The organism is Streptomyces sp. NPDC051180, assembly GCF_040689545.1.
GTDB lineage: Bacteria > Actinomycetota > Actinomycetes > Streptomycetales > Streptomycetaceae > Streptomyces.
Genome location: NZ_JBFBBC010000002.1, coordinates 346804 through 371032, shown reverse-complemented (window position 1 = coordinate 371032; position 24229 = coordinate 346804). Strand labels below are relative to the sequence as shown.

The window sequence follows — 24229 nt, the reverse complement described above, 5'->3', positions numbered from 1 at the left end:
TCAGATACGTAAGGTGGTCGGGTGAGCGAGCAAGAGCAGGCCCAGCAGCGCGTCGTGATCGTGGGGGCGGGAATGGCGGGTGTCCAGACCGCCGTCGCCCTGCGGGAACAGGGCTTCACCGGCCCCGTGACCCTCATCGGGGCCGAACCCCACCAGCCCTACGACCGGCCCCCGCTGTCCAAGGCGATCCTCCTCGGCAAGGCCGAGGGCTCGGCCTTCGACGTCGACTTCGAGGAACTCGGCATCGAACTCCGCCTCGGCCTCGACGTCACCGGCCTGCGCGCCGCCGACCACGAGGTCGACACCGAGGCGGGACCCGTCGGATACGACACCCTGGTCGTCGCCACCGGCGCCCACCCCGTCACCCTGCCCGGCACCGAGGGCGTCCCCGGCGTCCACCTGCTGCGGACCCTCGACGACGCCGTGCGCCTCGGGCCCGTCCTGGAGCGGCGGCACACCGTCGTGGTCGTCGGCGCCGGATGGATCGGCGCCGAGTTCGCCACCGCCGCGCGCGAGGCCGGCTGCGCCGTCACCGTCGTCGAGGCGGCCGGACTCCCCCTCACCGGCGCCCTGCCCGACGAGGTCGCCGCCCCCATGGCCGGGTGGTACGCCGCCCACGGCGCCGAACTCCTCACCCACGCGCGCGTGGACGCCGTCGAACCCGGCCGGGTCGTCCTCGCCGACGGCCGCTCCCTGCCCGCCGACGCCGTCGTCGTCGGCATCGGCGCCCGCCCCGCCACCGGCTGGCTCGCCGGCTCCGGCATCGCCCTGGACCCGAGCGGCGCCGTCACCGCAGACGACCGGCTGCGCACCTCCCTGCCCGACGTGTACGCCGTCGGCGACTGCGCCTCCTTCCCCTCCGCCCGCTACGGCGAACGGCTCCTCGTCCACCACTGGGACAACGCGCTCCAGGGCCCCCGCACGGTCGCCACGACGATCGCCGGGGCCGACCCCGGGCCGTACGACCCCGTGCCCTACTTCTGGTCCGAGCAGTTCGGCCGCTTCGTCCAGTACGCGGGACACCACGCCGGAGCCGACGAACTGCTCTGGCGCGGCGACCCGGCGGACGAGGCGTGGTCCGTGCTCTGGCTGCGCGACGGCGCCCCGGTGGCCCTGCTCGCCGTCGGCCGACCCCGCGACCTGGCCCAGGGCCGCAGGCTCATCGAGGCCGCCACGCCGGTCGACCCGGCCCGCGCCGCGGACCCGTCCGTCCCCCTGAAGGCGGCAGTCCGGTAGGGCCCGGCTATCGGGTGTCGGTCCGGGATGGCAGGCTTGTCCCGTGACCGAGATTGACGTAAAGATCGATGCGCTCGTCCCCGCCTGGCTCTACGTGCCCGACATCGCGGAGATGCTCGATGTCGAGGTGACGCGCGTGCGACAGCTGATCAAGGAAGGCCAGCTGATCGCCGTGCGCCGCGGTGAGAACAACGCCCTGCAGATTCCCGCCGCCTTCATCCAGGGCGACAAGATCGTCAAGGGCCTCGTCGGACTCCTGACCGTCCTGCGGGACGACGGCTTCACCGACGAGGAGATGCTGGAGTGGCTCTTCACTCCTGACGAGAGCCTGCCGGGCACGCCCGCGCAGGCGCTCAACGAGAATCGCGGCACGGAGGTGAAGCGCCGCGCCCAGGCGCTCGCTCTCTGACGCACACACACCGAGGTGCGTACGGACGCACCGAAGACACCACCCGCGGGTGTCGCGGCGCCCGGCCCCCTCGCGGGCCGGGCGCCGCGGCGCCGGCGCACGAACGGGGGGAACCCACCCATGCCCACGCCTCGTGAGCGGCTCGCCGACGCCCGGCTCTACCTGTGCACCGACGCCCGGAAGCGCGAGGGCGACCTGCCGGAGTTCCTCGACGCCGTCCTCTCCTCCGGCGTGGACGTCGTCCAGCTCCGCGACAAGGGCATGGAGGCCGGCGAGGAGCTGGAGCACCTCGCCGTCCTCGCCGAGGCCGCCCGCCGCCACGGCCGGCTCCTCGCCGTGAACGACCGGGCCGACGTCGCCCACGCCATCGGCTCCGACGTGCTCCACCTCGGCCAGGGCGACCTGCCCGTGCCCGCCGCCCGCGCGATCCTCGGCGACGGGGTCCTTATCGGCCGTTCCTGCCACGCCGAGAGCGAGGTGGCCGCGGCCGCCTCCGAACCCGGCGTCGACTACTTCTGCACCGGCCCCTGCTGGCCCACCCCCACCAAGCCCGGGCGGTACGCGCCGGGGCTCGACCTCGTGCGGTACGCCGCCGGCCTGCGCCAGGACCGCCCCTGGTTCGCCATCGGCGGCATCGACGAGACCAACCTCGAAGAGGTCCTGGACGCCGGTGCCCGCCGTATCGTCGTCGTCCGGGCGATCACCGAGGCCGACGACCCGGCCGCCGCGACCGCCGCCCTGGCCAAGCGGGTCCGCGAGCGCGCGGAGGGCTGACCCGCCTGCCCGGGTGTCCGAAAAGGTGTCCACCACTCGGACGCCGTATACGCGGCCCACCGCACCACGTCTAACCTGCCGGTATGGCCCTAGGTACCGCTTCCGTCCGATCGGACCGCGCGCGCACGGTGCGCGAGATCCTCGCCTCCGGCGGCACGTCCTACTCCTTCGAGTTCTACGCGCCCCGGACCGAGAAGGGTGAGCAGGTCCTCTGGAACGCCATGCGCAGGGTCGAGGCGGTGGGCCCGAGCTTCGTCTCCGTGACCTACGGCGCCGGCGGCACCACCCGCGGCGGCACCGTCAAGGCCACCCAGAAGATCGCCTCCGACACCACGCTCACCCCCGTCGCGCACCTCACGGCCGTCGACCACTCCGTGGCCGAACTGCGCAACATCCTCGGCCAGTACGCCGACGCCGGCATCCGGAACATGCTCGCCGTCCGCGGCGACCCGCCGGGCGACCCGCTGGGGGAGTGGGTCGAGCACCCGGAGGGCGTGAAGTACGCCGCCGACCTGGTCCGGCTGATCAAGGAGTCGGGCGACTTCTGCGTCGGCGTCGCGGCCTTCCCCGAGATGCACCCCCGCTCCACCGACTGGGACGCGGACATCCGGCACTTCGTGGACAAGTGCCGCGCGGGCGCCGACTACGCCATCACCCAGATGTTCTTCGACCCGGAGAACTACCTGCGCCTGCGGGACAGCGTCGTGAAGGCGGGCTGCGAGACCCCGATCATCCCCGAGGTCATGCCCGTCGTGAACGTGCGGACCCTCGACCGGCTGCCCCAGCTGAGCAACGCCGCCTTCCCCGCGGATGTGAAAGACCGCATCCTCGCCGTCAAGGACGATCCCGCCGCTGTACGCTCCATCGGTATCGAGTTCGCGACGGAGTTCTGCGCGCGTCTGCTCTCCGAGGGTGTCCCCGGACTGCACTTCATCACGCTGAACAACTCCACCGCGACGCTCGAGATCTACGAGAATCTCGGACTGCACCAGCAGTCGTGACCGGTCGTACCCGCCCCGACCCGCGGCGGTGACCGTGGAGAGGGGCGGCGGGGCATGGGGTGGACGGTCCTCTACATCGCGTTCGGCGTGGTCGCGCTCTGGCTGCTGGGGGAGGTCCTCCTCCAGTACAAGGCGCGGCTGCGCTGGCGCGTGCTCGCCTTCTGCGGCTTCCTCGGCGTGGTCCTCGGCGTCCTGCTGCCCTCGGTCGCGGTCATCGTCGCCGGAGCCGTCGCCTTCGCCGTCGGCCAGACCTATGTGACGCTCTCCTTCCGCCGCGGCTTCTCCACCGGCTGGGCGATCGGCGGGAACCCGGGGGCCAGCCGCCGCCGCAGGTCCGGGGCGCCGGTCCAGGCCGGACCCACCCTGGAGGTCACCGAGCTGTCCTACGGCGACGACGCCACCGGCTTCACCGACGGGGACGACACGGGCGCGTCCCGGCCCACCGACATCGGCACCGCCGCGGTCTACGAGCCCGAGCCGCTCCCCGAGGACACGGGCCAGTACGGGGTCTACGACGCGGGCCAGGCCGCCGGCGCGGGCCACCCGGCGGGATACGACTCCTACGCGTCCGGTTACGACCAGACCGGCTACGACCCGTCCGCGTACGGCGTGCCCGGCTACGAGCAGCAGCCGGCCTACGACTACGGCGCCGCCGCGGGACAGCAGCAGTACGCCCCCTACTCCGACCCGTACATCGGCCCGGGCACCGACGGCCAGCAGTACGCCCCGTACTACACCGACCCCTACGCCCCCTCGTACACCTACGACACCCCGCCCGGCGGGGTCTGGGTGCCGCAGCAGCGGGACACCGAGCCGGACCCCCACCAGCAGCCGCAGGCCCCGGGCCCCTACGGCTACGAGCCGCACCCGGACGACCAGCAGCAGTACCGGTACTGACCGCCCCGCGGGCCCCGACCGGGGCCCGCGGCCGCGTGTCCCCCCCTCACCGGGAGCCGCGGAAGCCGTCGCCCTCCACGATCAGGCCCGCCACCAGGGCGCCGGACATGCCCGCGTGGGCGAGCCCGCCGCCCGGATGGGACCAGCCGCCGGCGAACCAGAGCCCCGGCAGCGGAGAGCGGTTGGCGGCCGGCAGCAGCAGGCCCCCGGCGCCGGCCAGCGCGGGCCCCGGCACCTCGGCGGACCCGGTGTCCCGCAGCACGTCCTCCGGAGTGCGCACGTGCCGCCACAGCAGCCGCTCCGCCAGGCCCGGCACGGCCTGCCCGGCGGCCTCGGTCATCCGCTCGGCGAACGACTCCCCGCCCTCCTCCCCAAAGGTGCGCACGGTCGCCGTCACCGTCACCGACTCGTGGTCGGCGTCCGGCCGCAGCGCCGGGTCGTCCGGCCGCAGCACGGTCACGGTCGGGCGCCCGCCCTGTGCGTGCACGACGGTCCGGTGCACCGCCCCCGCCTCACGGGGGCCGCGCAGGGCCAGACAGACCGTCACCCGGCTCGTCCCCGTCGCCTGGTGGTGCGGCCGGTCGTCCTCCCGCTCCCATGCCACGACGTGGTCGCGGTAGAGCGAGGGCACGGGGGCGCCGGAGACGACGTGGTCGGCCTCGACGATCGTGCCGTCGGCCAGCCGGACGCCGACCGCCCGGCCGTCCTTCTCCCGCACGTCCTCGACCGGCGCGTCGAAGACGAACTCCACCCGCCGCCGCCGGCACCGCTCGTACACCGCGTCCGCCAGCGCCCGCAGCCCCCCGCCCACGTACCAGCTGCCGAACGTCTGCTCCATGTACGGCAGGACCACGGCCGAGGCCGGGGCGGTGGCCGGGTCGAAGCCGTACGACCACGCGTACGCGTCCAGCAGGGCGGCGAGCCGGGGGTCGCGCAGCTCCCGCGCGCCGACCTGGGCGAGCGTCGTCGTCGGGCGGCGCAGCAGGCCCGCCCTGAGCGCCGGGTACGGCTCGCGGCCCAGCGGGGACGGGTCGTCCGGCTGAGGCTCCTCCAGGAGCGGGCGCCGGGTCCGGTCCCAGGCGTCACGGGCCCGCACCAGGAAGTCGCCCCACCGCTCGCCCGCGCCGGCGCCGAGCGCCGCGTCCAGGGCGGAGACCGTGCCGGCCCGGGAGGCGTTCGGCAGGTCGACGCGGGTGCCGTCGGCGAAGACGTGACGGCTCGCCGGATCGACCTGCGTCAGCGTGACGCACTCCTCCAGCGGCTCCTTGCCCGTCTTCACGAACAGGTCCCGGTAGACCGCGGGCAGGTGCAGCAGCCCCGGCCCGGTGTCGAAGGCGAACCCGTCGCGTGCGAAGCGGCCGACCGCGCCGCCGTACGTCGCCCCCCGCTCGTACACCGTCACCCGGTGGCCCGCCACGGCCAGCCGGGCCGCCGTCGCCATGGCGCCGAGTCCCGCGCCGATCACCACAATCCGTGCCATGTCGGGGAGCCTATCCGGCCGGTCGGACACCGCCCGGGGCCCGGTCGGCGTCCGGGTCGCGGGACGTCAGAAGTGCGCCGACCCGTCGTCGTCCGGCGGCGGACGGACCCGGGTGCGGGCCCCCGCCTCGGCGAGCCGCTTCTCCTCGCGGCGCTGGGACCTGCGGCGCAGGAAGCGGCGGATGCGCTGGGCCAGGAAGACGAGTATCGCCAGCCCGAGCACCAGCAGCACGCCCGCGATGACGGCGGCCGTCACCGGATGGAAGAGCGCGAAGGTGACGATCCCCGCCACCGCCAGGTCCTCCGCCAGACTCAGCGCGACGTTGGAGAACGGCTCCGGCGAGGTGTTGACCGCCATCCTCGTCCCCGCCTTGACGAAGTGGCTCAGCAGGGCCGTCGAGCCGCCCACCGCACCGGCCGCCAGCTCGGGCAGCGAACCGTTCTGCCCGGCCAGCAGGGCGCCGACGACGGCCCCCGCGATCGGCCGGATCACGGTGTGGACGGAGTCCCATATCGAGTCGACGTACGGGATCTTGTCCGCCACCGCCTCGCACAGGAACAGCACGCCGGCGACGACGAGGACATCGGTGCGCTGCAGCGACTCGGGGACCTCGTCGGTCAGCCCGGCCGCGCCGAAGACGCCGAACAGCAGGACCACCGCGTACGCGTTGATCCCGCTCGCCCAGCCGCTGGTGAACACCAGGGGGAGTACCGACACGCCCGCGATCGTAACCAGGACTGAGTACGCGTACCTAGAGGGCGAGATGAGTAGCGGCACGGATGGGACCGGGGCCCGCCGGACGGAAGAGTGGAGTCCACGGAAGGGGCGCGACTCCGGCACCGCCGGCACGGGGCTGCGGAACGGGGTCGTGCACCTGACGTCACGGGGGAGTGAGGAAAGCCGGTGCGGCGAGGCTCGGGGGGATCGAGCCTCGCCGCACCGGTCTTTCCGCCGTACGCCGTCCTTCGCCCCGCGCGCGTGCCCGAGGCCGTCAGCGGCCCCCGACGCGGCCGTGCAGCAGCCGGGAGAGCGCCGCGTGCACGTCGTCGAGCGACCGCTCGCTCTGGAACGCCTGCCAGTCCAGCGCGGCCACCAGCACCATGCCGACCAGCGCCGCCGCCGTCAGCTGCACGTCGATCTCCTCGCTCAGCTCACCCGCCGCGACACCCTCCCGCAGCACCCCCTCGACCACCGCGACGGCCTCCTGGCGGACCACCAGGAGGGTCGAGTTCCAGGCCCGGTTGGTGCGCCACAGCTCCGCCACGTACAGCTGGGTGAAGGCCGGGTAGCGGTCGATGAAGACCAGGCCCGCCCGGATCATCGCGTCGAGCGCGTCGACCCGGCTGCCGCCGCGCTCGGCGGTCTCCTCGGCCGCCGTGCGCAGGGAGGCGGTGAGCAGCGACACCCCGTGGCGCAGCAGCTCCTCGAAGAGCTCGGTCTTGCTCTTGAAGTTGTAGTAGACCGTGCCCTTGGCCACGCCCGCCCGCTCGGCGATCTCGTCCACCGTGGTCGCCGAGAAGCCCTGCTCCGCGATGAGCGTGACCGCTGCCTCGTAGAGCTTCGCGCGCGTGGCCTGGCGTCGGGTGCTGCTGCTGTCCATGGGGTCGATTCTCACAGGTGTCGCGGGTGTCACCGGCCCCGTCTCACAGGGTCAGTTCGGGGTGGAGCCGGTCGAGCGTCCAGACCTGGCGCTTGCGGGCCGAGACGGCGGTCAGGGCCAGCGCGCCCACGGTGAACGCGGTCAGGACCGCGCACGCCTGCCACACGGGGCCGATCCCGCCGCCGGTGATCAGCCGGCGCAGCGCCTCGACCACGTAGCTCATCGGCAGGAACGGGTGGACGGCGTTGAAGAAGCCCGGGCTGGTCTGGACGGGGTAGGTGCCGCCCGCCGAGGTCAGCTGGAGCATGAGGACCGCGAGGACCAGGATCCGGCCGGCCGCGCCGAAGCGGGCGTTGAGCCACTGGATGATCGCCGCGAAGCAGCAGGTCACCAGGGCGAGGAAACCGACCGTTCCGGCGGCCCTGGCCATCTGGAGGCCGAGGCCCCAGTGCAGGACCGACATCAGGGCCGCGACCTGGAGGACGCCGATCACCGCCACCGGCAGCCAGCCCGCCAGCGCGATCCGCCAGGCGGAGCCACCGGCGGCGAGCGCCCGCCGGTTCAGCGGCTGGATGATCATGTAGGCCACCATCGCGCCGACCCAGAGGGAGAGCGGGATGAAGTACGGGGCGAAGCCGGTGCCGTAGTTCGGCGCCTTGTGCAGCGACTGCGAGGCCAGTTGCACCGGGTCGGCCATGACCTCCGTACGCCGGTCGCGGTCCTGCTTGTCGTAGTCCGGGATCTGCTCCACGCCGTCGTGCAGACCGCCGGCCAGCCGGCCCGAGCCGTCCGCCAGCTTGAACAGGCCGCCGTCGAGCGCGCCCGCGCCCTTCTTGAGCCTGCCGACGCCGCTGTCCAGGCTCACGGAGCCGGCCTTGGCCTCGGTGATGCCGGTGTGCAGCCGGTCCGCGCCCGCGGCGACCTTCTTCGCGCCCGCGTTGAGCTCGTTGATCTTCCTGATCGCGCCCTCGACGTCCTCGTCGAGGTGCGGGGCGCGGGCCGCCAGCTCGTCGGCCTGCCGGGTGAGCTTGGCCAGGCGCGCGTCCAGCGTCTTCAGGTCGGCGGTCTGGCCCTTGGTCAGCTCGTGCACGTCGTCGGCGATCGTGGCCACGTCGTCGGCGGTGACCGACGCCTCCTTGAGCACCTCGCAGACCTTGGCGTCGGGGGCCGGGGCGACCACGCACGCCTCGCGGTGGAGCTTGGCGAGGCCGTCGTCGGCCTTGTGGGCGGCGGAGCGGACCAGCGGCGCGCGCCGGACCAGGTCGTCCAGGTCGTGCCGGACCGCCGTGGCGGAGTCGGAGACCAGACGGGCGGTGTCGCGGATCGACTTGCCGTTGTTCGCCAGGTAGGGGCGGACCTTGTCGGCGGTGCCGTTCACCTTGTCGGCGAGGGTCTGCGTGCCGTTCGCGACCTTCCGCGAACCGCTCTCCAGGTCCTTGGCGCCCTTGTCGAGCTTCTTCAGGCCGGCCGCCAGGTCCCCGCTGCCGTTCTTGGCCGTCTTCAGACCGTCGGACAGCTCCTTCGAGCCCTTCTTGGCCTTGTCCGCGCCCTGCTTGAGGTCGTCGGCGCCCTTCGCGGCCTTCGCCGTGGCGTCGTGGATGTCGGAGAACGAGATGAAGATCTTGTCGAGGAACGTCCGGGAGGACTTGGTCGAGGCGGCGGTGCGGACCTCGGAGAAGACCGTCCGGGAGATCTGCCCGACGATGTAGTTGTTGGCGTCGTTGGTCCGGACCCGCAGCGCCCCGGTCTCGGGGGAGTCCCCGGAGCTGGAGGCGATCCGCGAGCTGAAGTCGGCGGGCATGGTCAGGGACAGGTAGTACGTCCCGTTCTCCACGCCCTCGCGTGCCTCGGCGTCGCTCACCCGGTGCCACGCGAACGTGTTGCTCTTCAGCAGCCCCTCGGTCAGGTCGTCACCCGCGTGGATCGGCTTGCCGCCGGCGGTGGCCCCCCGGTCCTCGTTCACCAGGGCGACGGGGATCTTGTCGAGCCTGCTGTACGGGTCCCAGAACGAGTACAGGTACAGGGCGCCGTAGAGCAGCGGCAGCAGCAGGATCGCGACGAGCGCGGCGCGCGGCAGCTTTCCCCTGCCGAAGCGCCTCAGCTCAAGCGCGGCCAGTTTCGGCGAGCGCATCGGCCGCCCCCTCCTCGGTCGTGGATGCGGTGGTGGTGGTGTCCGGCTCGGCTTCGGCGTCCGGGTCGCTGTCCGATTCGGCGTCCGCGTCGGTGGTCGTCCCGGCCTCGGGGGCCTTGCCGGCTTGCGTGGCGTCGTGAGTCTCGGCGGGCTGCGTCCCGCCCGCGCGCGTGGTGAGGCGGAGGGCGTCGGCGGGTGCCTCGCTGCACACGGCGAGGACGGTCGTCCCGGACGCGGCCACGGAGCGCAGCAGTGCCCACGCCTCGGCCCGGTCGGCGTCCGAGAGCTTCAGGTCGGTGTCGTCGACGGCCAGCAGCCGGGGGCGGCCGATCAGCGCCAGCGCGATCGAGAGTCGCAGGGCCTCCAGCCGTTCCAGGTCCCGCACGGAGGTCCGCTCGCCCTTCGGCAGGGCGTCGAGGTCCAGCCCCGCGGCCGCGACGGCCTCCTCGATCCGGGCCCGGGACGTCGCCGCCCGCTCGGCGGGCCGCCGCAGGAGGGCCCGCACGGAGCCGTCGTACCGGCGCTGGAGCAGGGCCCGCTCGCGCAGGTGCTCGGCGACCGTGAAGGCGGGATCGAGCTCGCTGACGCCGGGGACCTGTCCGAGCCCGCTGATCCGGCGCACACCGGCCATCTTCCGGGGCAGCGGGAGACCGCCCACCTCGGCACCGCCCTCGTGGGACTTCATCCGACCGGTGAGGGCGAGCAGCAGACAGGTGCGGCCCGAACCGGACGGCCCCTCGATCGCCACCAGCGCCCCCGGCTCCGCCCGGAAGGACACCTCCCGGAACACCCAGCCGCGCGGACCCTTCAGTCCGAAGCCGTCCGCGACGACGGCGGCGCCGTGCGGCTGCTCCTCGGCTTCCGTGCCCACGGACTCACCCCCATTCCCCATTTTTAAACTGACCAGTCAGTTCAAAAGTTACCCCCGAGTTGGGCTTCAGGCAAAACCCCAGGTCAGCGTGATTGTCAGTGGGGGCGGGCACGATGAACACAGACGGCCACGGAGCCGTCACGCGACGACAGGAGGTTCGTCATGGCCAGCCCTTCCTCATCCGCCGCGCCCCGGCGCCACCCCGCAGGCCGTCCCGCCCCCGCACAGTCCGGACCCGCGTCCGACATCCACCCCGTCCCGCGCCGCTCCGCCGCCCCTCCCGCCGCCCTCGACCTCCTCGCCAAGGCCCGGGCCGGCCTCGTCGAGGCCGCCTCCCTCGACCGCCCCCACGAGCGGTACGCCGCCGCACACCTGGCCGCCCTCCGTGCCGCGGCCGCCGTCCTCGCCGCCCGCGCCAGACCCGAGACCGGCCCCCGCCGACGGCAGCGGATACGGAGCGCCTGGGAGCTCCTCGCCGAACTGGCCCCCGAGCTGACCGAGTGGAGCGCCCTCTTCGCCGCCGGAGCCCCGCGCCGGGCCCGCGCGGAGGCCGGCATCGCCGGCGCCGCCACCCGGCGCGAGGCCGACGACCTGCTGAGGGACGCCGCGCTCTTCCTGCGCCTGGTCGAGCGGCTCCTCGTCCTCCAGCCGGTCCAGCCCCGCCGGCCCGTGAGCGGTGAGTCCGGAGGATGATCCGAAAGGCGGGACCGAGGCCATAGGGTGGGGAGCGTCCGTACCCGTCACCGAGGAGTCAACAGCCGTGCCGGACCCTTCCCCTGTCTTCGGTCGAGAGGCGTCGTCGCGTCCGTCGCGCGCCTCCCTGCGTACCGCCGTCGTCTGGGACGTCCTCAAAGACGCCCTCGACCGCCGGATCGAGGCCACCGGGAAGGACAGCCTCGACGTCCTCGACACGGGCGGCGGCTCCGGCAACTTCGCGGTGCCGGTGGCCCGCCTCGGCCACCGCGTCACCGTCGTCGACCCCAGCCCCAACGCGCTCTTCGCGCTGGAGCGCCGGGCCGCCGAAGCCGGGGTCGCCGACCTCGTCACCGGCGTCCAGGGCGACATCCGGGGCCTCTTCGACGTGGTCGCCCGCGAAGGCTTCGACGCCGTGCTCTGCCACGGCGTCCTGGAGTACGTCGACGACCCGGCCGAAGGCGTGCGGAACGCGGTCGCCGCGCTCCGCCCAGCCGGCAGCCTCAGCCTCCTCGCCGCCGGACTCGGCGGCGCCGTCCTCGCCCGCGCCCTCGCCGGTCACTTCACCGAGGCCCGGCACGCCCTCTCCGACCCGGCGGGCCGCTGGGGCGCCGGCGACCCGGTCCCCCGCCGCTTCAGCGCCGAGCAGCTCGCCGAGCTGGCCGACGAGGCCGGACTCCGGGTCGGTGCCGTGCACGGGGTCCGGGTCTTCGCCGACCTCGTCCCCGGCGCCCTCGTCGACACCGAGCCCGGCGCCGCGGAGGCCCTCCTCAAGCTGGAGGCCGCCGCGGCCGAGCTGCCCTCGTTCCAGGCCATCGCCACCCAGCTGCACCTCCTGGGCGAGAAGCGGGCCTGAACAGGACGGCCACCCGTTCGGCGGTGCGGGCCGTGGCACCCCATGGAGTACGCCACAGCCCGCCCGGTGAGCGGTTCCGCCCCGTATGATCGGGGGACACCATCCGGCATGACGGACGAGGGGCTGGGGAATCAACGCCTCAGCAACCGATCCGCATGGCGGCCCGGATTGGCTATTCGGCATTGTGGGCGGGTTTCACGGGGGCGATTCCCTGCCTATCCTGAAAGGGCCGCAAACCGGTCGCCCCCGCGACCGACGACTAGGAGGACTCCGTGCCGCTCTCGGAGCACGAGCAGCGAATGCTCGAGCAGATGGAGCGAGCGCTGTACGCCGAAGATCCCAAGTTCGCGACAGCGCTCGAGGGAAGCGGACTGCGTACGTACACCCGACGACGGGTCTACCAAGCAGTCGCCGGCTTCCTGGTGGGTATCGCGCTCCTCATGGCCGGAATGGTCGCACAGCAGATCTGGATCAGCGTGGTGGGATTCCTCGTCATGCTGGGCTGCGCGGTCCTGGCCGTCACTGGATGGCGCAAAGCGCCCAAGCCGGGTGAGCAGCAGGCCCGGGGCGGGACGGCTGCCGCAGGCCGTCAGGCCCGGCAGCGACGCTCCATGATGAACCGCATCGAAGACCGGTGGCAGCGCCGCCGCGACGAACAGCAGGGCGGCGGCCACTGACGGCCCCCCGAGCGGCAGCCCCGCCCCCCTAGCCCCCGAGCCCCGCACACCCTGCGGGGCTCGCGCGCGTTCCCGCCCCGCGGCGCCTGCCGCCCCATGAGCCCGCGGCCTTGCCACCCGCCTTGCGGGCAACTGTTCCGCCGGGGCGGCTCCCCCCCCGTTGTGGGCAATCGTTCCGCTGGGGCGATGCCCACCCCCGCGCCCGGGCGGTGCCGCCCCGTTGTGGGCAATCGTTCCGCTGGGGCGGAACGGGTGGGCACAACGGAACGGCGCCCCTGCCGGGCCTAGGCTTCCGCGCCCGGGGCCCGCACCCCATGCGCGGCGCACCCGCTGGCGCGGGTCCAGGCACAAGGGGGCGAGGCGCGGCCAGGCGCGCCGTCCCCGTGTGCCCACCCGTCCCGCCCCAGCGGGACGATTGCCCACACGGGGGGGCGCGCCCGGGCCGGGCGCGAGCCCGCACTGGTGGGCCCGGGCCCACTGCCCGGACGCGGGCGGTGGCCCGGTTCGTCAGGGGGTGTTGCGCGGGCGGAGGCGGGTGGTGAGGGTGTGGCGGTGGTGGGCCCAGCGGGCGGCGAGGGTGGACGACCACGCGGAGACGGCCCAGCGGACGCGGAGCGCGGAGCGGGGCGCGAGGAGGGCGCGGAGCCGCGTGGCGCGGTCGGCGCCCGCGTGGAATCCGGCACGGACCCGGCCGGCCTCGTCGGCGAGACCCGCGGCCGGGGTGGGCCGGGGTGCGTAGAGGACCTCTTCGACCGCCCGCGCGACCCGGTGCACCGCGTCCGCGGACTCGCCGTGCAGCTCGCCCAGGAGGACGATGCGGGCCGCCGTCTTCCGGGGCGTCCGGGACTCGTCGGGTTCGACGCCGTAGTCCCAGGCGGTGTCGGTGATCTCCTGCCAGACGGCGAGCGTCCGCGCGGCCGTCTCGGAGGGGCCGCGGCCGCCGTCGGAGCCGAGCCGGCGGGCGCGTACCCGGGTGCGCCAGAGCAGCGGGAGCAGCGGTACGACGAGCGCGGCGAGCACCGCCAGGGAGACGAGGCCCACGGTCAGCGGGTCGGGTCCGGAACCGTCCGACGCGAGGTCGCCGACGGCGGCGTCGGGGCCGCAGTCGCCGAGCCGCCGCATCTGGGGGGTGCAGCTCTCCGAGGCGCTGGGCGCGGCGGACGGCTGCGCCGAGGCGCTCTGCTCGGGCTGTGCGGGCCCGGTGGCGGTGCCCGACGGGGTGTTCTCCCGGGTGTAGGAGGGGGTGCTGCCGCGCGAGGGCGTGGGTTCGAAGCGGGTCCAGCCGACCCCTTCGAAGTACAGCTCGGGCCAGGCGTGGGCGTCGCGGATGCCGACGGAGAGCGAGCCGTCGGTCTGGGTGGTGCCGGGCGTGAAGCCGACGGCGACGCGGGCGGGGACACCGAGGGAGCGGGCCATCGCCGCCATGGAGAAGGAGAAGTGGACGCAGAAGCCCTGCTTGTCCTTGAGGAAGCGGGAGATGGCCTGGACGCCGGTGCCGGACTCCACGTCGACGTCGTAGCGGAAGCCGCCGTCGCGGGCGAACCAGTCCTGGAGCTTCACGGCGCGCTCGTAGTCGTTGCGGGCGCCCTTGGTCACCTTCAGGGCGGTGGCGCGCACGTCCTCGGGGAGCGACGAGGGGACCTTGGTGTACTCGCTGCGGAGCTTCTCGGGGACGGCCCCGGCACCGGCCAGCTGGTCCGCGGTGGGCTGCACGTCCAGGCTGGTGACCTGGTAGCGGGCGCCCTGGGTGGACTGCTTGTCGTCGCCGACGATCATCCGTCCGGCGGGCTCGTACCGCCAGCGTCCGCTGATGTCGACCCGGCCGGCCGGGTAGGGCATCGGCAGCCACTTCTGCACGTATCCCTGGGAGGCGACGAAGTTGCTGGTCACCTCGGTGATCTTGACGCTCTGGGACAGTCCCTGCGGCCACGGCAGCTGCTTGGGCACGTCCTCGATCGGGCGGACCGAGGACTTCCAGGAGGTGCCGTCGAACTGGTCGAGGGAGACGAGCCGCAGGTAGAGGTCGCCGGTGTCGCGGGAGTTGGTGCGGTAGCGCAGGACCTCGCGGTCCTCCGGCTGGCGCAGGTTGTCCTGGAGGGAGACCAGCGGGTTCACGGCGGAGATCGTGCCGCCCTTGCCGCCGCCCGCGCCGCCTTCCCCGTCGCCGCCGCCGAACAGCCCGCCGCCGAGGCCGGGCAGGGCGAGCGGCACCACCATCGCGATGCCCATGGCCATCACGCCGATGCGGCGTCCGGTGCGGGCGGGGGCGGAGACGGCCGTGCCGCCGGCCGCCACGGAGGAGCCGGGCCGGCCGGACCGCTGGGCGCCGCCGAAGACGCGCCCCCAGGCGGCGAGCCGGTCGCGGCTCTCGGAGAGGAGCAGCAGCAGGTAGCCGGTGGCGGCGAGGAGGAACCACAGCCAGCCCGCGCCGCCGCCGGAGAGCCCGGCCGCGACCGAGTACAGGGCGAGCAGCGGCAGACCGGCCGGGGCCGCCCGCCGGAAGGTGACGGCGAGGGTGTCGACGAGGAGGCCGATCGCGACGACGCCGCCGACCAGCATGAGCCGGATGCCCTCGGTGTCCGGCGCGGGGACGGCGTACCGGCTGACGTCGTCGGCGCCGGCCCGGAAGAGTTCGGTGGCGTGGGTGAGGGCCTGCGGGCCGGGGATCAGCCAGAGGACCGCCTGCTCGCGCGCGAAGATCACGGTCAGCGCGAGCAGCGCGACGGCGGTCTGGGCGAGGAAGGTCAGCGGGCGGGCCAGCGGGACCCGTCGGGCCAGGGTGCCGACGCCGCTGACCAGGGCGAGGACGAAGGCTGCGGTGAAGATCCAGGTCGCCGGCTTCACCAGGGGGAGCAGGGCTCCGGAGGCCATCAGGGTGGCGCCCCAGGCGGCGAGTGTCAGCCGTGCGCGGCCGCTCATGACCAGCCTCCGTAGGTGTCGGCGGCGGATTCCGCGCGGGTTCCGGCAGCCTGCTGCCACAGGTCGGCGAGCCGGGCGCCGGCCGGTACGGCCAGGGCCGTCCAGCCCGCCTCCCGGAGCCGGCGTACCCGGTCCTCGACGGGACCGGCGACGGCGCCGCCGGTGAGCCAGGTGCCGGAGTCCAGGACGAAGGCGACGGCGCCGCCGCCGCGTCCGCGCATCCGGGCGGCGAGGGCCGTCTGCTCCTCGTCGAGGTCGCCGACGAAGGCGATGAGCAGCCCTTCGTTGCCGCCGCGCAGCACGTCGGAGGCGCGGGAGAAGCCGCCGCCCTCGGAGTGGTCGACGACCGCGAGGGTGTCCATGAGGAGGCCGGCCGAGTCGGCCGCGTCCTGGGTCGAGCCGGCGAAGCCCTCGGAGCCCTCGCCGGGCACCACGCTGCCGGTGTCGGTGAGCAGCCGGACCGCGTAGCCGCGCTCCAGCATGTGCACCAGGGTGGAGGCGGCTCCGGAGACCGCCCATTCGAAGGCGGAGTCGGGGCCCGAGCCCTGGTAGGCGACCCTGCGGGTGTCGAGGAGGACGGTGCAGCGGGCCCGCTGCGGCTGCTCCTCCCGGCGGACCATCAGCTCGCCGTAGCGGGCGGTGGAGCGCCAGTGCACCCGGCGCAGGTCGTCGCCGTGCCGGTAGGTGCGCGGGATGACGTCGTCGTCGCCGGTGAGGGCGAGGGAGCGCTGGTGGCCGTCGCCGTATCCGGCGGCCTCGCCGGTGAGCTTCACCGGGGGCAGGGGCACGGTGCGGGGGATGACGGTCAGGGTGTCGTACGCGCTGAAGGAGCGGGTCAGCTCGCACATCCCGAAGGGGTCGTTGAGCCGCAGCTGGAGGGGGCCGAGCGGGAAACGGCCGCGCAGGTCGGACCGGACCCGGTAGGACACCTCGCGCCGCCCGCCGGCCTCGACCCGGTCGAGGACGAAGCGGGGGCGGGGGCCGAGCATGTACGGCACGTGGTCCTGGAGCATCAGCAGCCCGGTGGGGAGCTTGGAGACGTTCTCCATCCGCAGCTGCACCCGGGCCTCGGCGCCCGCGGCCACCCGCTGGGGGGTGAGCCGGCGCGAGGCCGCGACCCGGTAGCGGGTGCGGTGCAGCGCGAGGACGCAGATCAGCGGGAGGGCGGCGAGCAGCAGTCCGACGCGCAGCAGGTCGGCCTGGCCGAGGACGTACGCGCAGATCGCGGCGGCCACGCCGGCGGCGAGGAAGGACCGGCCGCGGGTGGTGAGACCGCCGAAGGCGGCCCGCAGACCGCCCCGGTCGTCCTCGCCCCACTGTCCGTCCGGCCCGGGAGCGGCCCCCATCACAGCCGCCGGGCGCCGGGCTGCTGCTGGCCGTAGAGCGGTCCGGCGGGCGGTGCCGACGCCGGGACGGGGGTGCGCTGCAGGATGTCCTGGACGACCTGCTCGGCGGTGCGCCGGTTCAGCTGTGCCTGCGCCGTCGGCAGCAGCCGGTGGGCGAGGACGGGGGCGGCGAGGGCCTGGAGGTCGTCGGGCAGGACGTACTCGCGGCCGCTCAGCGCGGCGGACGCCTTGGCCGCCCGCAGCAGGTGGAGCGTGGCCCGCGGGGAGGCGCCGAGCCGCAGGTCGGGGTGGGTGCGGGTGGCGGCGACGACGTCGACCGCGTACCGGCGCACGGCGTCGGCCACGTGGACGGCGCGGACGGCCTCGATCAGCTTCATCACGTCGTGGGCGTGGGCGACGGGCTGGAGGTCGTCCAGCGGGGAGGCCGAGCCGTGGACGTCGAGCATCTGCAGCTCGGCCTCGGCGCTCGGGTAGCCGATGGAGACCCGGGCCATGAAGCGGTCGCGCTGGGCCTCGGGCAGCGGGTAGGTGCCCTCCATCTCGACCGGGTTCTGGGTGGCGACGACCATGAACGGGCTGGGCAGCTCGTAGGTCTGGCCGTCCACGGTGACCTGGCGCTCCTCCATGGACTCCAGGAGCGCGGACTGGGTCTTCGGCGAGGCGCGGTTGATCTCGTCGCCGATCACGATCTGGGCGAAGATCGCGCCCGGCTTGAACTCGAACTCCCGGCGCTGCTGGTCGAAGATCGACACGCCGGTGACGTCCGAGGGGAGCAGGTCGGGGGTGAACTGGATCCGGCGCACCGAGCAGTCGATGGAGCGGGCCAGCGTCTTGGCCAGCATGGTCTTGCCGACGCCGGGGACATCCTCGATCAGGAGGTGTCCCTCGGCGAGCAGCACGGTCAGCGAAAGCCGTACGACCTCGGGCTTGCCCTCGATCACGCTCTCCACCGACCTGCGGACCCGCTCCGCGGTGGTGGTCAGATCAGTGAGGCTCGCTCGATCGTCATAGGTCGTCACCCGGCCCTCCTCGGCCTTCCGGAACACGGACACCTGCCCCCGAGGGGATCTGCCGGGGGGTGTCACCCGAGCATTGTTGTTGGCGTGGCCGGGTCGTGTCACTTGCGGGCGGACAAGTGCGGGGGAAATGCCGGGATTTCGACGTTTAAGCCGGGTCGATCTCGCGCAGCAGGCCGGTCGTCACGTCGAAGACGAAGCCCCGCACGTCGTCGGAGTGCAGCAGGAAGGGAGAGGTCCGCACCCGCTGCATCGACTGCCGTACGTCCTGGTCGACGTCGCGGAACGCCTCGACGGCCCAGGCCGGACGCTGGCCCACCTCGTCCTCCAGCTCGTGCCGGAAGTCCTCGGTGAGCGATTCCAGGCCACAGTTCGTGTGGTGCACCAGCATCACGCTGCGGGTGCCCAGGGCCCGCTGGCTGATGGTGAGGGAGCGGATCACGTCGTCGGTGACCACGCCGCCCGCATTGCGGATGGTGTGGCAGTCGCCGAGGTGGAGGCCGAGGGCCGCGTGGAGGTCGAGGCGGGCGTCCATGCAGGCGACGACGGCGACGCGCTGCACGGGGCGGGCGTCCATCCCGGGGTCGCGGAAGTCCGCGGCGTAGCGCTCGTTGGCCTCGACGAGACGGTCGGTGACCGTGGCGTCGGCGACCGTGACGTCGGGGACCAGGGCGTCGGCAGGGGGGTGCGCGGAGGTCGACATGATTCCGACGTTAACGGTCACACGGCGCCCGGGCCTGCTGTGAGACGGGACAAAGAGCGTCAATGAGCCGCCCTGTGAGCTACCCCACAGGTGGGGGTGGGGACACCCCGAACGAGTGAGCCGTCCGGAATGTCCGCCAGGCCCGCCGGCGCCGTGCGACGCGCCAGTCGGTTGATTGACCGGCGCGTCCGGTGGACTAAAGTGACGCGAAGTTAACGGAGACATCGAGCGGATTCCGCGGTTTCTCCCCGTGTGTGCGGCGGTACTCCGGCTCGGCCTCGTCCCGCGGTACGTGCCTCCGCGCCGGCTCTGAGAGGGCGCATTGAGCAACGACCGACACGTCCCGGTGATGCTCCAGCGGTGCCTGGACATGTTGGCCCCCGCCCTGGAGCGCCCCGGCGCGGTCGTCGTCGACTGCACCCTGGGCCTCGGCGGCCACAGCGAGGCCCTGCTCAAGCGGTTCCCCGAGGTGCGGCTCGTCGCCCTCGACCGGGACAAGGAGGCGCTGCGCCTCTCCGGCGAGCGGCTCGCCCCGTACGGCGAGCGGGCCACCCTCGTCCACGCGGTCTACGACGAGCTGCCCGAGGTCCTCGACCGGCTCGGCATCCCCGCGGTGGACGGCGTCCTCTTCGACCTGGGCGTCTCCTCCATGCAGCTGGACGAGGCCGACCGCGGCTTCGCCTACGCGCAGGACGCCCCGCTCGACATGCGCATGGACCAGACGACCGGCATCAGCGCGGCCGAGGTCCTCAACACCTACCCGGCCGGCGAGCTGGTCCGCATCCTCCGCGCCTACGGCGAGGAGAAGCAGGCCAAGCGGATCGTCTCCGCGGTGGTGCGCGAGCGCGAGAAGGAGCCGTTCTCCCACAGCGCCCGGCTCGTCGAGCTGATCCGCGACGCCCTGCCCCAGGCGGCCAAGCGCACCGGCGGCAACCCGGCCAAGCGCACCTTCCAGGCCCTGCGCATCGAGGTCAACCACGAGCTCGACAGCGTCGAGAAGGCGATCCCCGCGGCCGTGAAGGCCCTCGCCGTCGGCGGACGCGTCGCCGTCCTCTCCTACCAGTCGCTGGAGGACCGCATCGTCAAGCAGGTCTTCGCGGCCGGCGCGGCCACCACCGCGCCGCCCGGCCTGCCGGTCGTCCCGGAGAAGTACCAGCCCCGCCTGAAGCTGCTCACCCGGGGCGCCGAGCTGCCCACCGAGGAGGAGGTCGCCGAGAACCGGCGCGCCGCCCCCGCCCGGCTCCGGGGCGCCGAACGCATCCGGGAGGACGTGCTGTGAGCACGGCGAAGGGGCCGCTCAAAGGGCGGGCCGCGCGGCTCGGACGGCTCATGCCGTCGGGGCCGAGCTCGGCCGCCCGGACCCCCTTCGTGCTGCTCGTCGTCGTGCTCCTCGGCGGCGGCCTGATCTCCCTGCTGCTGCTGAACTCGGCCCTCAACCAGGGCTCCTTCCAGCTGAACGAGCTCAAGAACCGGACCACCGAGCTGACCGACGAGGAGCAGGCGCTCCAGCGGGACGTCGACGACTACGCGGCGCCCGACGCGCTGGAGCGGCGGGCCAGGGAACTCGGCATGGTCCCCGGCGGCAGCCCCGCCTTCCTCGGTCCCGACGGCAAGGTCCTCGGCGAGCCCTCGGTCGCCGTCGCCCCCAAGCCGACCCCGAAGCCGACCGGCACCCCCGGGCCCCGCACCTCCGAGCCAGGCCCGACCGCCTCGGCCACCGCCGCTCAGGGCCCCACCGGCACCCGGGCGCAGAACCCGCCGGAGCCGGCGACCACGACCCCCTCCGGCGCCGGCCCGACCCGGAGCGCGCCCGCGTCCACGGCGACTGACCCCACCCCACCGACCCCGGGCAGGTGACCGAGCAGTGCCCCCCAAGGAGCCCCCGCGCCGCCGCGTCCCCGGACCCGCACGGCCCGCCCGCCCCCGGCCCGCCTCCGCCGGAGCCGGGGCCAGAGCCGGCGCGAGTGCCGGAGCCCGCGCCGGAGCCGGGGCCCGGGCCGGAGCCACGGCACGCCCCTCCCGGCCCGCCCCGAGGCCGGCAGCGAAACGCACCCCGCCCCGGCCGCCGGCCCGCCGGCCCCGCACCATCCGGCTCGGCAGCCCCCGGCCCCGACTGCGCCTGGTCGCCCTCGGCCTGACCCTGGTCATGCTTGCCTTCGTGGTGCGGCTCCTCCAGGTCCAGGCGGTAGACGCCTCCGCGTACGCGGCCAAGGCCGACAAGTACCGCTTCCAGGAGTACACGCTCTCCGCCGAGCGGGGCGAGATCACCGACCGCAACGGCATCGCGCTGGCCGCGAGCGTCGACGCGTACGACATCACCGCCGACCCCAAGCTGTTCACGCCCGCGGAGTCCAGGCTCCCCGACGCCCCCGAGCAGGCCGCCGCGCTTCTCGCCCCCCTGCTGGGCAAGGAGCCCGCGGAGCTGGCCAAGAAGCTCCGCACCCCCAAGTCCCGCTACACCCTGCTCGCCCGCAAGCAGACCCCGCAGGTCTGGAACCAGATCAAGGACCTCAAGCGGGCCTACGGGCAGAAGGCGCAGCGCTCCGCCGGCGGCAACGGCGTCAACCTCCTCGGCGGCGTCCTCAGCGAGCCCAGCACCAAGCGCGTGTACCCCAACGGCGAGCTCGCCGCCGGGATACTGGGCTACGTCAACGCCGAGGGCCGCGGCGCCGGCGGCGTCGAGTCCATGCTCGACCCCGAGCTGGCCGGCCGGGACGGCACGATCCGCTTCACCCAGTCCGGCGGCCGCCAGGTACCGACCGCCGGCTCCCAGGGCACCCCCGCCGTCCCCGGCTCCGACATCGAGCTCACCATCGACCGGGACATCCAGTGGGCGGCCCAGCAGGCCATCACCGACCAGGTGAAGAAGTCGAAGGCCGACCGCGGCTACGTGATCGTCCAGGACACCAGGACCGGCGAGGTCCTCGCCATGGCCAACGCCCCCGGCTTCGACCCCAACGACCTCTCCGCCGCCAACGCGGCCGCCATGGGCAACGCCGCCCTCCAGGACGCCTACGAGCCCGGCTCCACCAGCAAGGTCATGTCCATGGCCGCCGTCCTGGAGGAGGGCAAGGCGACCCCCGACACCCACGTCACCGTCCCCAACCGGCTCCACCGCGGCGACCGCCTCTTCAAGGACGACATCGACCACAAGACCTGGTACCTGACGCTCAACGGCGTCCTCGCCAAGTCCAGCAACATCGGCACCATCCTCGCCACCGGCCAGCTCGGCGCCACCCAGCCCGAGTCCAACCGGATCCTCCACTCCTACCTGCGCAAGTTCGGCATCGGCAGCCCCACCGGCCTGGACTACCCGGGCGAGACCGCCGGCATCCTCGCCAAGCCCGAGGACTGGTCCACCTCGCAGCAGTACACGATCCCCTTCGGCCAGGGCCTGTCGATCAACGCCATGCAGGCCGCCTCGGTCTACTCGACCATCGCCAACAAGGGCGTACGCATCGAACCCACCCTCGTCCGCGGCACCAAGGGGCCCGACGGGCGCTTCGCCCCGGCTCCCCGGCCCGCGGAGTCCCGGGTCGTCAGCGAGGAGACGGCCCGGACCCTCGCCACGATGCTGGAATCCGTCGTCGACGACCGGGAGGGCACCGGAGCCAAGGCGGCCATCCCCGGCTACCGCGTCGCCGGCAAGACCGGCACCGCCAACCGCGTCGACCCCGAACTCGGCCGCTACAAGGGGTACACCGCCTCCTTCGCCGGCTTCGCCCCGGCCGACGACCCGCGGATCACCGTCTACTGCGCCATCCAGAACCCCACCAAGGGGAACTACTTCGGCGGCCAGATCTGCGGACCCATCTACAAGAAGGTCATGGAGTTCGCCCTCAAGACCCTCCACGTCGCCCCTACGGGCAGCGCACCCGCCCGACTGCCGGTCTTCGCCGACGGCACCCCGTGACCCTCCGGGAGCACCAGTGACAACGATCACCCCCCATTCCGGGAACCGGAAATCGAACTCCGACGACGCCCCGGGGTCTTTTGGCCCCCCAGAGGGTGCGCCCGGTACGCTCACCGCCGTGCCACACGCTGATCAGTACCGAACCACCCCGCCCCGGCCGGAGCAGGCCCGCCCGACACCCCTGGGCGACCTGGCCGCACACCTGGGGGTCGACACCCCCGGTGACGCCGAGATCTCGGGCATCACCCACGACTCGCGGGCGGTGCGTCCCGGCGACGTCTACGCGGCCCTGCCCGGCGCCCGTACGCACGGCGCCGACTTCGTCGCCCAGGCCGCCGGCCTCGGCGCCGCCGCGATCCTCACCGACCCGGCGGGCGCGGAGCGCGCCGCCGCGACCGGCCTGCCGGTCCTGGTCGTCGAGAACCCGCGCGGCCGGATGGGCGAACTCGCCGCCGAGATCTACGGCCGGCCCGGTGCCGGCCTGCTGCAGATCGGCATCACCGGCACCTCCGGCAAGACCACCACCGCGTACCTCGTCGAAGGCGGACTGCGCGGCTCGGGACGGAGGACCGGCCTCGTCGGCACCGTCGAGATGCGCATCGGCGACGAGCGCATCAAGTCCGAGCGGACCACCCCCGAGGCCACCGACCTCCAGGCGCTCTTCGCCGTCATGCGCGAGCGGGGCGTCGAGGCCGTCGCCATGGAGGTCTCCAGCCACGCCCTCGTGCTCGGCCGGGTCGACGGCTGCGTCTTCGACGTCGCCGTCTTCAACAACCTGAGTCCCGAGCACATGGAGTTCCACTCCGACATGGAGGACTACTTCCAGGCCAAGGCCGGGCTCTTCACGCCCGAGCGCAGCCGCCTGGGCGTGGTCAACCTCGACGACGAGTACGGCCGCCGGCTGACCAAGGAGGCCACCGTCCCGGTCGTCACCTTCTCCGCCGAGGGCCGCGCCGACGCCGACTGGCGCGCCGAGGACCTCGTCCTCGGCTCCCACGACTCGACGTTCACCGCGGTCGGCCCGGAGGGCGTGCGGATCCCCGCCACCGCCCCGCTGCCCGGCCCCTTCAACGTCGCCAACACCCTCGCCGCGATCGCCACCCTCGCCACCGCGGGCCTCGACCCCCGGGCCGCCGCCGACGGCGTCGCCGCCGTCCCGGGCGTGCCCGGCCGGCTGGAGCGCGTCGACGCGGGCCAGCCGTACCTCGCGGTCGTCGACTACGCGCACAAGACGGACGCCGTCGAGTCCGTCCTGCGCTCCCTGCGCGAGGTCACCGAGGGCAGCCTCCACGTGGTCATCGGCTGCGGCGGCGACCGGGACACCACGAAGCGGGGCCCGATGGGCGCCGCCGCGGCCCGGCTCGCCGACACGGCCGTCCTGACCTCCGACAACCCCCGCTCCGAGGACCCGCTCAAGATCCTCGCCGCCATGCTCGCGGGCGCCGCCGAGGTCCCCGCGGAGGAGCGCGGCGAGGTGCTCGTCCTCGCCGACCGCGCCGCCGCGGTCGCGGCGGCCGTCGCCCGCGCACGACCCGGCGACACCGTCCTCGTCGCGGGCAAGGGACACGAACAGGGCCAGGAGATCGCCGGAGTGGTACGCCCCTTCGACGACCGCCAGGTGCTGCGCGCGGCGATCGCCGCCCGGCAGGACGCCCAGGCACCCGTGCCGGGCGGAACAGACAGCCACCAGAACAGTCAGGGATGAAG

General features: G+C 73.9%; 21 protein-coding genes. 12 read left to right on the top strand and 9 right to left on the bottom strand.

The window, feature by feature from the left end:
• The first annotated feature begins 21 nt into the window (after positions 1 to 21).
• From AB0424_RS05115 to AB0424_RS05095, 5 genes are all read left to right on the top strand, one after another.
• Positions 22 to 1236: an FAD-dependent oxidoreductase gene (locus tag AB0424_RS05115; protein ID WP_366302373.1), complete on the top strand. Its 1215-nt coding sequence runs from the start codon at positions 22 to 24 to the stop codon at positions 1234 to 1236.
• 43 nt (positions 1237 to 1279) lie between these two features.
• The gene (locus tag AB0424_RS05110; protein WP_030219572.1) at positions 1280 to 1645 is read left to right on the top strand and encodes an Rv2175c family DNA-binding protein; all 366 of its coding nucleotides are present in this window, start codon (positions 1280 to 1282) and stop codon (positions 1643 to 1645) included.
• A gap of 120 nt (positions 1646 to 1765) precedes the next feature.
• Positions 1766 to 2419 carry a thiamine phosphate synthase gene (thiE, locus tag AB0424_RS05105; RefSeq protein WP_366302372.1) on the top strand — a complete coding sequence of 218 codons (654 nt, stop codon included), beginning with the start codon at positions 1766 to 1768 and terminating at the stop codon, positions 2417 to 2419.
• An 83-nt stretch (positions 2420 to 2502) separates the two neighbouring features.
• Positions 2503 to 3420, top strand: a complete 918-nt coding sequence (metF, locus tag AB0424_RS05100) for a methylenetetrahydrofolate reductase [NAD(P)H] (protein WP_366302371.1) — start codon at positions 2503 to 2505, stop codon at positions 3418 to 3420.
• A 54-nt stretch (positions 3421 to 3474) separates the two neighbouring features.
• On the top strand, positions 3475 to 4317 hold the full coding sequence (locus AB0424_RS05095; protein WP_366302370.1) for a hypothetical protein: 843 nt from the start codon (positions 3475 to 3477) through the stop codon (positions 4315 to 4317).
• A gap of 46 nt (positions 4318 to 4363) precedes the next feature.
• On the opposite strand, the gene AB0424_RS05090 is transcribed toward AB0424_RS05095, so the two are convergent.
• The 5 genes from AB0424_RS05090 to AB0424_RS05070 form a co-directional block, all read right to left on the bottom strand.
• Positions 4364 to 5797, bottom strand: coding sequence for an NAD(P)/FAD-dependent oxidoreductase (locus AB0424_RS05090; protein WP_366302368.1), 1434 nt, complete (start codon positions 5795 to 5797; stop codon positions 4364 to 4366).
• Positions 5798 to 5863: 66 nt separating this feature from the next.
• Positions 5864 to 6514, bottom strand: a complete 651-nt coding sequence (locus AB0424_RS05085) for a DUF4126 domain-containing protein (RefSeq protein ID WP_366302367.1) — start codon at positions 6512 to 6514, stop codon at positions 5864 to 5866.
• A 274-nt stretch (positions 6515 to 6788) separates the two neighbouring features.
• Complete coding sequence (locus AB0424_RS05080; RefSeq protein ID WP_366302365.1) at positions 6789 to 7397, bottom strand: TetR/AcrR family transcriptional regulator; 609 nt, start codon at positions 7395 to 7397, stop codon at positions 6789 to 6791.
• Between the two features lie 43 nt (positions 7398 to 7440).
• Positions 7441 to 9528 carry a YhgE/Pip domain-containing protein gene (locus AB0424_RS05075; protein ID WP_366302364.1) on the bottom strand — a complete coding sequence of 696 codons (2088 nt, stop codon included), beginning with the start codon at positions 9526 to 9528 and terminating at the stop codon, positions 7441 to 7443.
• Positions 9500 to 10420: an ATP-binding cassette domain-containing protein gene (locus tag AB0424_RS05070; RefSeq protein ID WP_366302363.1), complete on the bottom strand. Its 921-nt coding sequence runs from the start codon at positions 10418 to 10420 to the stop codon at positions 9500 to 9502. The genes AB0424_RS05075 and AB0424_RS05070 overlap by 29 nt, the downstream gene beginning before the upstream one ends.
• 141 nt (positions 10421 to 10561) lie before the next feature.
• Between AB0424_RS05070 and AB0424_RS05065 the strand changes: the two genes are divergently transcribed.
• From AB0424_RS05065 to AB0424_RS05055, 3 genes are all read left to right on the top strand, one after another.
• Positions 10562 to 11092, top strand: coding sequence for an SAV_6107 family HEPN domain-containing protein (locus AB0424_RS05065; protein WP_366302362.1), 531 nt, complete (start codon positions 10562 to 10564; stop codon positions 11090 to 11092).
• A gap of 67 nt (positions 11093 to 11159) precedes the next feature.
• The gene (locus AB0424_RS05060) at positions 11160 to 11948 is read left to right on the top strand and encodes a methyltransferase (RefSeq protein WP_366302360.1); all 789 of its coding nucleotides are present in this window, start codon (positions 11160 to 11162) and stop codon (positions 11946 to 11948) included.
• Positions 11949 to 12220: 272 nt separating this feature from the next.
• Entirely contained in the window at positions 12221 to 12625 is a 405-nt protein-coding gene (locus AB0424_RS05055) for a DUF3040 domain-containing protein (RefSeq protein WP_366302359.1), read from the top strand.
• Between the two features lie 507 nt (positions 12626 to 13132).
• Here the strand turns inward: AB0424_RS05055 and AB0424_RS05050 are convergent.
• From AB0424_RS05050 to AB0424_RS05035, 4 genes are all read right to left on the bottom strand, one after another.
• Entirely contained in the window at positions 13133 to 15544 is a 2412-nt protein-coding gene (locus AB0424_RS05050) for a DUF3488 and transglutaminase-like domain-containing protein (protein WP_366302357.1), read from the bottom strand.
• Positions 15541 to 16890 carry a DUF58 domain-containing protein gene (locus AB0424_RS05045; protein ID WP_366302355.1) on the bottom strand — a complete coding sequence of 450 codons (1350 nt, stop codon included), beginning with the start codon at positions 16888 to 16890 and terminating at the stop codon, positions 15541 to 15543. The genes AB0424_RS05050 and AB0424_RS05045 overlap by 4 nt, the downstream gene beginning before the upstream one ends.
• Positions 16890 to 17909 carry a MoxR family ATPase gene (locus AB0424_RS05040; RefSeq protein WP_366302354.1) on the bottom strand — a complete coding sequence of 340 codons (1020 nt, stop codon included), beginning with the start codon at positions 17907 to 17909 and terminating at the stop codon, positions 16890 to 16892. Before AB0424_RS05040 ends, AB0424_RS05045 begins: the two co-directional genes overlap by 1 nt.
• Positions 17910 to 18054: 145 nt before the next feature.
• On the bottom strand, positions 18055 to 18609 hold the full coding sequence (locus AB0424_RS05035; RefSeq protein WP_366302352.1) for a carbonic anhydrase: 555 nt from the start codon (positions 18607 to 18609) through the stop codon (positions 18055 to 18057).
• Between the two features lie 322 nt (positions 18610 to 18931).
• On the opposite strand from AB0424_RS05035, the gene rsmH reads away from it, so the two are divergent.
• The 4 genes from rsmH to AB0424_RS05015 all read left to right on the top strand — a co-directional run bounded on the left by rsmH (position 18932) and on the right by AB0424_RS05015 (position 24227).
• Entirely contained in the window at positions 18932 to 19888 is a 957-nt protein-coding gene (gene rsmH, locus AB0424_RS05030) for a 16S rRNA (cytosine(1402)-N(4))-methyltransferase RsmH (RefSeq protein WP_366302351.1), read from the top strand.
• Positions 19885 to 20466 carry a hypothetical protein gene (locus tag AB0424_RS05025; RefSeq protein ID WP_366302349.1) on the top strand — a complete coding sequence of 194 codons (582 nt, stop codon included), beginning with the start codon at positions 19885 to 19887 and terminating at the stop codon, positions 20464 to 20466. Before rsmH ends, AB0424_RS05025 begins: the two co-directional genes overlap by 4 nt.
• Positions 20467 to 20473: 7 nt before the next feature.
• On the top strand, positions 20474 to 22522 hold the full coding sequence (locus AB0424_RS05020; RefSeq protein ID WP_366302347.1) for a penicillin-binding protein 2: 2049 nt from the start codon (positions 20474 to 20476) through the stop codon (positions 22520 to 22522).
• Between the two features lie 118 nt (positions 22523 to 22640).
• Positions 22641 to 24227 carry a UDP-N-acetylmuramoyl-L-alanyl-D-glutamate--2,6-diaminopimelate ligase gene (locus tag AB0424_RS05015; protein WP_366302345.1) on the top strand — a complete coding sequence of 529 codons (1587 nt, stop codon included), beginning with the start codon at positions 22641 to 22643 and terminating at the stop codon, positions 24225 to 24227.
• The last annotated feature ends 2 nt before the right edge of the window (positions 24228 to 24229 follow it).

Coding starts and splice junctions, on each gene's coding strand:
- thiE (WP_366302372.1), top strand. CDS start 1,766: ATGCCCACGCCTCGTGAGCGGCTCGCCGACGCCCGGCTCTACCTGTGC.
- metF (WP_366302371.1), top strand. CDS start 2,503: ATGGCCCTAGGTACCGCTTCCGTCCGATCGGACCGCGCGCGCACGGTG.
- AB0424_RS05095 (WP_366302370.1), top strand. CDS start 3,475: ATGGGGTGGACGGTCCTCTACATCGCGTTCGGCGTGGTCGCGCTCTGG.
- AB0424_RS05090 (WP_366302368.1), bottom strand. CDS start 5,797: ATGGCACGGATTGTGGTGATCGGCGCGGGACTCGGCGCCATGGCGACG.
- AB0424_RS05080 (WP_366302365.1), bottom strand. CDS start 7,397: ATGGACAGCAGCAGCACCCGACGCCAGGCCACGCGCGCGAAGCTCTAC.
- AB0424_RS05075 (WP_366302364.1), bottom strand. CDS start 9,528: ATGCGCTCGCCGAAACTGGCCGCGCTTGAGCTGAGGCGCTTCGGCAGG.
- AB0424_RS05070 (WP_366302363.1), bottom strand. CDS start 10,420: ATGGGGAATGGGGGTGAGTCCGTGGGCACGGAAGCCGAGGAGCAGCCG.
- AB0424_RS05065 (WP_366302362.1), top strand. CDS start 10,562: ATGGCCAGCCCTTCCTCATCCGCCGCGCCCCGGCGCCACCCCGCAGGC.
- AB0424_RS05050 (WP_366302357.1), bottom strand. CDS start 15,544: ATGAGCGGCCGCGCACGGCTGACACTCGCCGCCTGGGGCGCCACCCTG.
- AB0424_RS05045 (WP_366302355.1), bottom strand. CDS start 16,890: ATGGGGGCCGCTCCCGGGCCGGACGGACAGTGGGGCGAGGACGACCGG.
- AB0424_RS05035 (WP_366302352.1), bottom strand. CDS start 18,609: ATGTCGACCTCCGCGCACCCCCCTGCCGACGCCCTGGTCCCCGACGTC.